The sequence below is a fragment of the Bartonella sp. AA2SXKL genome (assembly GCF_042197205.1).
Taxonomy (GTDB): Bacteria; Pseudomonadota; Alphaproteobacteria; order Rhizobiales; family Rhizobiaceae; genus Bartonella.
This window is the reverse complement of record NZ_JBHIRN010000002.1, coordinates 284,637-293,203: the sequence shown is the minus strand read 5'-3', so window position 1 is coordinate 293,203 and position 8,567 is coordinate 284,637. Positions and strand designations below refer to the sequence as shown.

General features: G+C 39.5%; 6 protein-coding genes. 3 read left to right on the top strand and 3 right to left on the bottom strand.

The window, feature by feature from the left end; all coding sequences use genetic code 11:
* The first annotated feature begins 397 nt into the window (after positions 1-397).
* Positions 398-2,386 carry a M23 family metallopeptidase gene (locus ACFINS_RS02640; protein WP_375629211.1) on the top strand — a complete coding sequence of 663 codons (1,989 nt, stop codon included), beginning with the start codon at positions 398-400 and terminating at the stop codon, positions 2,384-2,386.
* Positions 2,387-3,277: 891 nt separating this feature from the next.
* Here ACFINS_RS02640 and ACFINS_RS02635 read toward each other — a convergent pair.
* The 3 genes from ACFINS_RS02635 to ACFINS_RS02625 form a co-directional block, all read right to left on the bottom strand.
* Complete coding sequence (locus ACFINS_RS02635) at positions 3,278-4,708, bottom strand: sensor histidine kinase (protein ID WP_375611692.1); 1,431 nt, start codon at positions 4,706-4,708, stop codon at positions 3,278-3,280.
* 224 nt (positions 4,709-4,932) lie between these two features.
* Positions 4,933-5,487 (bottom strand): RNA polymerase sigma factor, encoded by a 555-nt coding sequence (locus ACFINS_RS02630; protein ID WP_375611691.1) that lies wholly within the window; start codon positions 5,485-5,487, stop codon positions 4,933-4,935.
* A gap of 7 nt (positions 5,488-5,494) precedes the next feature.
* Entirely contained in the window at positions 5,495-5,698 is a 204-nt protein-coding gene (locus ACFINS_RS02625; RefSeq protein ID WP_375610684.1) for a NepR family anti-sigma factor, read from the bottom strand.
* A 168-nt stretch (positions 5,699-5,866) separates the two neighbouring features.
* Here ACFINS_RS02625 and ACFINS_RS02620 point away from each other — a divergent pair, with 168 nt between their 5' ends.
* The gene (locus tag ACFINS_RS02620; RefSeq protein WP_375607013.1) at positions 5,867-6,661 is read left to right on the top strand and encodes a response regulator; all 795 of its coding nucleotides are present in this window, start codon (positions 5,867-5,869) and stop codon (positions 6,659-6,661) included.
* 22 nt (positions 6,662-6,683) lie between these two features.
* The gene (locus ACFINS_RS02615) at positions 6,684-7,697 is read left to right on the top strand and encodes a sensor histidine kinase (RefSeq protein WP_375611690.1); all 1,014 of its coding nucleotides are present in this window, start codon (positions 6,684-6,686) and stop codon (positions 7,695-7,697) included.
* The last annotated feature ends 870 nt before the right edge of the window (positions 7,698-8,567 follow it).

The window sequence follows — 8,567 nt, the reverse complement described above, 5'->3', positions numbered from 1 at the left end:
TTTTAAATAAAATAACCCAAACTTTACCAATAAAATATTGAACAAAAAATCCTATTTCAAAACATTATTGGAAAAATCTGCCTTCATAAAAATAAAACATGAAAACAGCAAGGAGTTCAAAGAGAGCATGGCGCCTTTAAAGTAAAATATAGCACCCCATTGCAATGCATAAAAATAGGAAGTTGCCTAGGAATGAGTTAATCACAATAACGCTTGTTTTATACTACTTTAATAGAGAAAATTTTCTGCGCAGATACGATTTATAAAGACATTGCTGTATAAAGAGAATCGCATGATCTGTAATTTGTAAAAAGAATCAAATTCCTGTAGAAGCATGCTAAGCTATCTATCTATCTAGCTTTCTTTATTTAATATTGAAAAGTACTTTTATAAATCTATGTGGGATAACGAACAACAAAAAAACGATCCTGGACAAGACCCTGCTCTTGTCGTCAAGCGCTTGCGGCCTGCGCGCCGACAGGTCTCTGCTCGTTGGCTTACGGGAACCATTCTGACAGGAATCACTTCCTGCATTCTTATGGGGATTGCACTTTTTACGGCTCTTGATGAACAACAGCGATTGGTAACACCGCCACAATGGTTTACGCAAGAAAACCTATCAGAATCACAAGACCCTGAGGCCAATGGCTATAAAGGTGATCGTATTTCTCCCACCCATGCAAGGCAAAGCTTTGACAGAAAACGTCAATTTGAATTATCGATTCTACAAAAAAAAGGCGATGAAAAAGTCATTCAAACACAACATTTTGAATGGATTCGTATGGCTTTAGCCGAAAATCGCCCCCAGAAATATAGCTATCCAAAATTTGATTCTTTAAGCATTCTTGCTAGTGATACGAAAAATCAAAATATCGCACCACAAGAAGATTCTGGGCAGATTTACGGTGCAAAGGTTGAAACAAAACTCACCTTACGCAGCTATGATTTTAAGGTAAATCAATTCGATTTTGATGACAGCGACACATTGACAGATGAAGAGGCACAACAAGAAGTACAAAAAGCTGGATTTACTTTAGAAAAGAGCTCCGAACTTCTTTCAGTTCTCACATTGATTGATCCTTTAAAATTAGAAGATGTATCCTCCCCTTCCCAAGGCACAGAATCCCCTGAAGTTCGAATCGTTCAAGAAAATGTAACCGTTTCTCCTCAAAGTCACCGTATCGATCTGACGAAAAACTATGTTGAAGATATTATTCCTATTCGTAAAAAACAAACGATAGCCGATGCTTTCAAAAAAACCAGTTATACAAAAAAGCAAATTGACCAGGTTGTAAAAACGCTAGAAAAAATAAGCCTTTCCGATTCCCTTAAAGAGGGAAGCCTTTTACGCATTGGTATCGTGACACAAGCTGGTGAAGAAGACCATCTCGTACGCGCAAGTATCTATCAAGGGATGCATCATGTTCTCACCATTGCCCTGAATGATAAAGGCCAATTCATTGAAAGCACAGAGCCTAAAATGTCTAAAGCACTTAAAACGGCTTTTCAAAATGGTATTCCACATTCTTATATCAATAGCGCACAATTACCAACGGCTTATGATGCACTCTATAGTGCTTTGCTAAGCCATAATATATCACAATCTCTCTCTCATCGTCTTATTCGTCTGCTGGCCACCAATATTGATATGAAAAGTCCGATAACACCCAATGATCAGATCGAAATATTTTATGCTGTACCACAAAGCGATAAAGAAAACAAAAACGGCAAAAAGAATTTGAAAGCAAAGGAAGCATCCAAGAACGCTGATCCAGAAATTCGTTATATTAGTGCAACTTTTGGGAATACAACTTATAAATATTACCGTTATCAATTAAAAGATGGAAGCGTTGATTATTATGATTCTGAAGGGAAAAGTTCAAAGCCTTTCTTGCTGCGCAAACCCACACCAAATGGCATTTTTGGCTCTCCCTTTGGTCCACGCAAACATCCTATTTTAGGCTATGTCCGCATGCATACGGGTGTTGATTGGATTGCTCCTAAAGGATCACCCATTATTGCTGTAGGAGATGGTATTGTCACAAGAGTAGGCGTAACAGGCGGCTATGGAAACCATACGGAAATTCAACATGCCAATGGATATGTCAGCAGTTATTCACACCAAAGTCGTTATGCACCAGACATCAAACCAGGCGTGAAAGTACGACAAGGACAAATTATTGGGTATGTTGGATCAACAGGAATGGCAACCGGTCCCCATTGTCATTTTGAAATCATTGTCAATGGCGTCAAAGTTGATCCCATGCGCATTCGTATACCGGATAGCAAAGCCTTAACCAATCAAGACCTACAAACATTCCTACAAGAAAAAAACAACATTGATGCCTTGATCAACAGCCCAATAGCACCCTCCGAAGAAACTTAAAGCATCTGCATTTTTACGACTCAAAACATCTAAAAAATATGCTTGAGCGCTTACTTTTCTCAAAGAGATTTCCGCATTTTAAATATCTATTAAAGAATACGCCGAAAGATGCCACCACCCAAGGTCGCATCACAATGATTAAAAATAAAACGCCCTCCCCTTTTCAGGTTTACGCACAATAGAAAAGTGAAAAATATGAAACCCCAAAAGGCTAACTCTTCTTGTTTATTTTATCAAAACGATAGCCCGTCCTTATTTGCCATGCAATAAAATCTCAAATCAAAGAGGTGCCCGCTAAAGGATGAAGATTCTAAAATCCATATCATTCTATAAACAATCCAGCTTTTTATTGAATAGATTCCACTTGTTGAATGTATGCTGTTCATAGCCCTAAAGGACGGTGTTTCATGAACTTTCTGAGCACGTTCTACCTTAAGAATATTCCTTACACACTTTTACAAAAACACCCCATATTTAAAGTTTCACATGCCTTACAAAAAATAACAAAACTTGAAAAAACTCTCTCTTTGCAAAGCAATAGAGCTTACGAATATAAGTATTATTGGCTCAAAGAAGTTCTTATTCAAAATAAATTTAAAGGCTAACTTAAGCACTTCAAAGCTCTCAGACAAGGAGAACTTTGAAAGCCGATCATCGGAGTCAACAAAGCAAAAAAACAACAAGAGAGAAAATCAAACATTACACCAAAAGATAAAGAAGCAAAGTTGTTTCTCTTGAAGGCAATTGACAATCTGATATGAATGGTGCTGTGTTCGCGCTACTGAAGCCGTATTTTTCCTTCTTCTTGTGAAAAGATGCCCTCCCCATACATTCACGATGAATGAAAGGCAGCTTACCACGAGAAAAGAGAAAATTTACCCTTTTAAAAAATCAGTCAGAGCTTTTTTTTGAACTATTCATGCTAAGTTTTGGCAAAGGAATGACAATCTTTGTACCTCCTAAAGCAGAAGTTTCAAACAGAGGTTTTTCACCAAATTGCATACAGAGCTGTTCCACGACCACACGACCAAGTCCTGTTTTTTGTTTTAAAGTTTGGCTTTTCATTCCCACGCCATCATCTTCTACAATGAGCATCAATTGTCCATCTTTCTGGGGACCAAAGGAGATATAAATATGACCAGACCGTTGATCAGGAAAGGCATGTTTTAAGGAATTTGTCAGCAGTTCACCAAGGATAATTCCAAGTGTTGTCGCATCTCTTGAAGACAGGCGACAATCTTTAAAGTTGGTGTGAATGGTGATGTTTTCACGCAATTCAAAAGGGACTGCCAATTCGACATCATGCACAACAGAGCTGAGAAACTCTGCCAATAGTGTCGTTTCCATATCATCACTTAAGCGCAAACGACGATGTGCTGTAGAAATTGTCTGAATACGATCACGTGCAGCCCCTAGAACAGCACGGACCTCTTCATTTTTGCTCCGGTTTAACTGGAGCCCCAACAAAGAAGACACCGTCCCAAGAGAATTGCCAATACGATGGCTTGCATCCTGCAACAATATTTCAACCCGTTGGCGTTCTTTTTCAGCGTGATTACGTGCTCTTTCTAATTCTTGTGTTCGTTCTTTCACGCGGGCTTCCAGAGCGATATTTTCACTATGAAGCAGCAATTGATACAATTTTAAAGAGCGCATATCACGATGAAAACGATTAATAACAAAATAGGCAGAAATAAAGGTACTCACAACGGAAACAATAGCCGCCAATGTCAAAGCCGCCCGCATCAATGCGATACCCTCACGCTGTTTTTGTCGCACCACATCATCCCCATTAATAAAGCTTGTCATCAATTGAGCTAAACGTGCTACAGGAATCTTTGATACTTCCAAAGAGTCCGCATGAGAAGGTTGAGAAGGTTGTTCAGGAATCGCATCAAGAGCACGCATATGGGCATTCATAAAGGCTTTTCGTGCTTCAACCTCTTCTTTAAAAGCCGTAAACCATTTATACCACTGCGGATGCGCATAAACAATAAGTGCGATATAGTCGAGAATATTCCCCAACTCCCGCTCTGCATTTTCAAAACGTATTTTATCTTCCGCCTTGCGCGTTTTTGCATAGCTGCGGTCAGCAACAGCCATATCAATCAGGCTAATAAGGACCAAATCAGCCTGTTCGCGCAATTCTGAACTTGTATTCAACTGTGCGACTTCTCGATCAACGGCATTTGAAAGCAACATAATAAAAACCGATGCCAAAAGAGCCATAACAAGAGAAACAACAATCGCACCCCACCGCCAGCGTGATATCGTTGCATCAGAAGAAGGCATTTGAGGCATCAAATTTGTTTTTGTTGTCATAGAATGTCCATTGGCGAACTTGAAAGTCGTCATTTTTCAGCACAAAGGAAGGCAACCTTATGGAACATAAAACCTAAAGCCCGTGAGAAAGTTTTATACAGGCTTTTCTTGTGTTCTTAAAGATACACGCCAAACTTCTGAATTCCCTCAGATACTGACTTTACTGTAATAGCTATAACGGGAATAAAAAAAACAAGGCTATCGATCATAATTATTATGCTTTTTTAGCCGTTAAATGAACACAATGTACTTCCAGCTGAGTAAGAATCAGGACCATAATCAGACTCACCGTTGACTTTAAGAAGTTCTTGTAATCGATTACGCGCCCTGCTCACACGGCTTTTAATGGTTCCAACAGCACAACCACAAATAGCCGCAGCATCTTCATAAGAAAATCCCGATGCGCCAATGAGAATAATGGCTTCTCTTTGATCGGCAGAAAGCAAATTTAAGGCTTTTTTGAAATCTTGCAAATCAAGTGATCCATATTGAGCAGGATGAACAGCGACATTTTGAGTAAACACGCCGTCGGTATCTTGAACTTCTCTTCCCTTTTTACGCATTTGACTATAAAATTCATTGCGCAAAATGGTAAAAAGCCAAGCTTTAAGATTAGTTCCCATCTCAAAACTATCTTGCTTAGCCCATGCCTTCATAACAGTATCTTGGACCAAATCTTCGGCTTTATCGTGCTTGCCACTTAAAGAAACAGCAAAAGCTCGTAAAGCCGGCAACACAGAAAGGAGTTCTTGTTTAAAGTTTTTCGCGCACTTTGACATAAAGGATTCAAACCTTTTCCACATTGTTTAAGCCAAATTGCTCTGCGCGCTCCAACTTCTCTAAAAGCTCAAGCAAACACCGTGGCAGTGCTTCTTCTTGAATTTCCATGTAAAATTGACGTAACTTCCGTGCTATTTCGCTATTGACCCCGAGAAGATCATCTCCAACTCTAAATTGTGTAGTGAGATTTTTTTCATCACGGTCGTTCATTTTTCATCCCCCTAATCCATATATTACTGGTAGCACCGCGAAGATTTTTTCGCCTTATGGTTGTAAATATAGCTGTCGGTAAAAAGTTCCATACAAATCAAGGAACTTTTTTATCGGTTGAGAATTTCAACCAACAAAATGCTTGAAAGGTCAAAGGAGTTATAAATTATGTCATTATCAACGCGCATTGCCCCGCATCTTCCCTATCTTCGGCGTTTTGCCCGCTCTGTCACCGGTAGCCAATCCTCTGGCGATGCCTATGTTTCAGCGATGTTGGAAGCACTCATTGCCGACATCTCCATTTTTCCCAAAGCCTCCACTGACCGAATTGGTACCTATTGGCTTTTTTGCCATCTTTTTGACCAAACCACACCAAACATCCCTGAACCCCTGCCCCAATTTGGTCTTGAACAAAAAACCAGTGCCAAATTATCCTATCTCACGCCCCGTGCACGCCAAGCATTTTTGCTCATTGCCGTTGAAGGATTTCATGAACAAGACGCCAGCGAAATCATGAATCTGGATACGAAAGAATTTCGCAAGCTTCTCAACCAAGCATCCATTGATATTTCTCAACAAATTGCCACTGAAGTAATGATTATTGAAGATGAACCTCTTATTGCACTTGATATTGAGCAAATGGTAGAAAGCCTAGGTCATCATGTTGTAGGAATAGCGCGCACGCGTGATGAAGCTGTCATCATGTATCATAAGAAAAAACCACGGTTGATTTTGGCTGATATTCAATTAGCCGATAACAGTTCAGGGATTGATGCGGTCAACGAGATTTTGAAAAATGACCGTATACCGGTGATTTTCATCACGGCTTTTCCCGAAAGGCTTCTCACTGGCGAGCGTCCAGAACCAACTTTTTTAGTAACCAAACCTTTTAACCCTGATATGGTGAAAGCGCTTATTTCCCAAGCTTTATTTTTTCAAGAGAATGCTTCTAAAGCGGCTTAGAACAGGGTAACATCTTAAAATTATGATCGTTACGCCTCTTTCAAAGCCTCCCATGGATAAATCTCATATGAGTGCGCTCATGCAAGCGATTCGTGGTGCTGATATTTGCGTTCTCTATCAGGCAACAAATCTGGTTTATTTATGGGCTGAAAACTTGCCACACCATTTGCACAATAAATGGCGGGTTGGGTGTCGTGACAGCGACTTTTTTTCGCTTGACCTTGCAGACAATATGGAAACCATCAAACTGCAAGTTTTAGCCAGTGGCAAAATGCAAACTGTTGAAGCACGTTTTGAAGATACAAATAAACAAGAGATTTGGTACAAATTTTCCATTGATTGCCACCGCAATGATAACGAAGACATTATTGGTATTATCACCACCGGTGTCAATATTTCCGGCTTACGCCGCCGTGAACAAGTGCTTAAAATCCTTCTTCGCGAAGTCAGTCACCGTTCTAAAAACCTTCTAGCGATCATTCAAAGTATTGCCAGCCAAACCGCCCGCTATACTGAATCTCTTCAGGTTTTTTTACGAAAATTTCAAGGTCGTCTTCATTCTCTTTCTCATTCTCAAGATCTGATCACTGATTCCGATTGGCGCGGTGCTCAATTTCGCGAATTGGTCCAAACGCAGGCTTTAGGTTATTTTATGAAAGAAACAGAACGTTTTTCACTTGAAGGCGTCGATCCTTATCTTTTTCCCAATGCCGCTTTGCATATCGGTTTGGCTTTTCATGAACTGATTGTCAATTCTCTTTCTTTTGGAGCCCTTTCCCAAGAAAAGGGGAGCATCTGTGTACGCTGTGAAATTGAAACAAAACTGAATGGCAAAACGCAACTTATCATCACTTGGCATGAAAATTTTGAATCCGGCATCCCTCCCACAAACAATAAAAAAGCCTGTTTTGGTAGTGCCGTTCTCGAAAAAATCGTTCCCATTTCCGTGAATGGTTCAGCTTCCCTCAAATTGACACAAGAAGGAATTGTCTATTGCCTCTCTGTTCCTGATACTTATTTTGATATTTTTTCTTAAAAGAGCATTTTAAACAATGAACAAGAGAAGTTTCCCCTTTTTTAGCAAAATGTCTCATCTGTTTATTAAGCACAAAGATATTTTCAACCCCTTTACACCAACCTCTATAGTCCCCCAATAGTTCCGCAAAACCTTAACGATGAGAACTGAAAGCCACATAAAATCCATTCCCGCTGTCAATCAACTTCCATCCCTCATATAACCGGCATATTTTAAAACAGAAACCAAAACGATAAAGAGCAAACCGTTTCAGCTTTTATATGCAAAATAAAAGCGAGCCTGTTACCCATCTCTTTTTGTGTAATTTTCGCAATGCGTATATAATTTTATTTTGGCAGAATATGCAATTTCAAGGAGTAAAGCTAATATCCATCATCACTCTTCAGCTTTACGGGCTTAAAGCCTCCACGACAAAGACAATTAATTGATGAAAATTACATATTTTACGCTTTTATTTATCGCATTCTTTAATGGAGATATCCTCTTCAGTTACAATAGGGCATCCTAAAACAGGATACACTTGTGTTCCTCATTCACGCACTTTTTTAATATTTCCCAGCGCATCCACGCTCATTTCAAAACAGTATCTGTAAATAAGATATAATAGCCCCCGTAAAGTGAACCATCAAAACCGCCCCTTGTTACGCCACGTCCTTCTTTACCTTCATGCCCCTTTTCACTTCATAAAAGTAGTAGCTGAGCATCATCATACCATTTGTCTCTCATGTTACAACAGCCATTGACCTTTGAGAGCGTCCATAAGAGGCATTTCAGTCTTTTTTCAAATATTACTCACCGACATAGAGCCCACACACACACCCTTTTATGACGTGCAAGCCAATGATTTTGATTAATTCACTATAGAGGGGA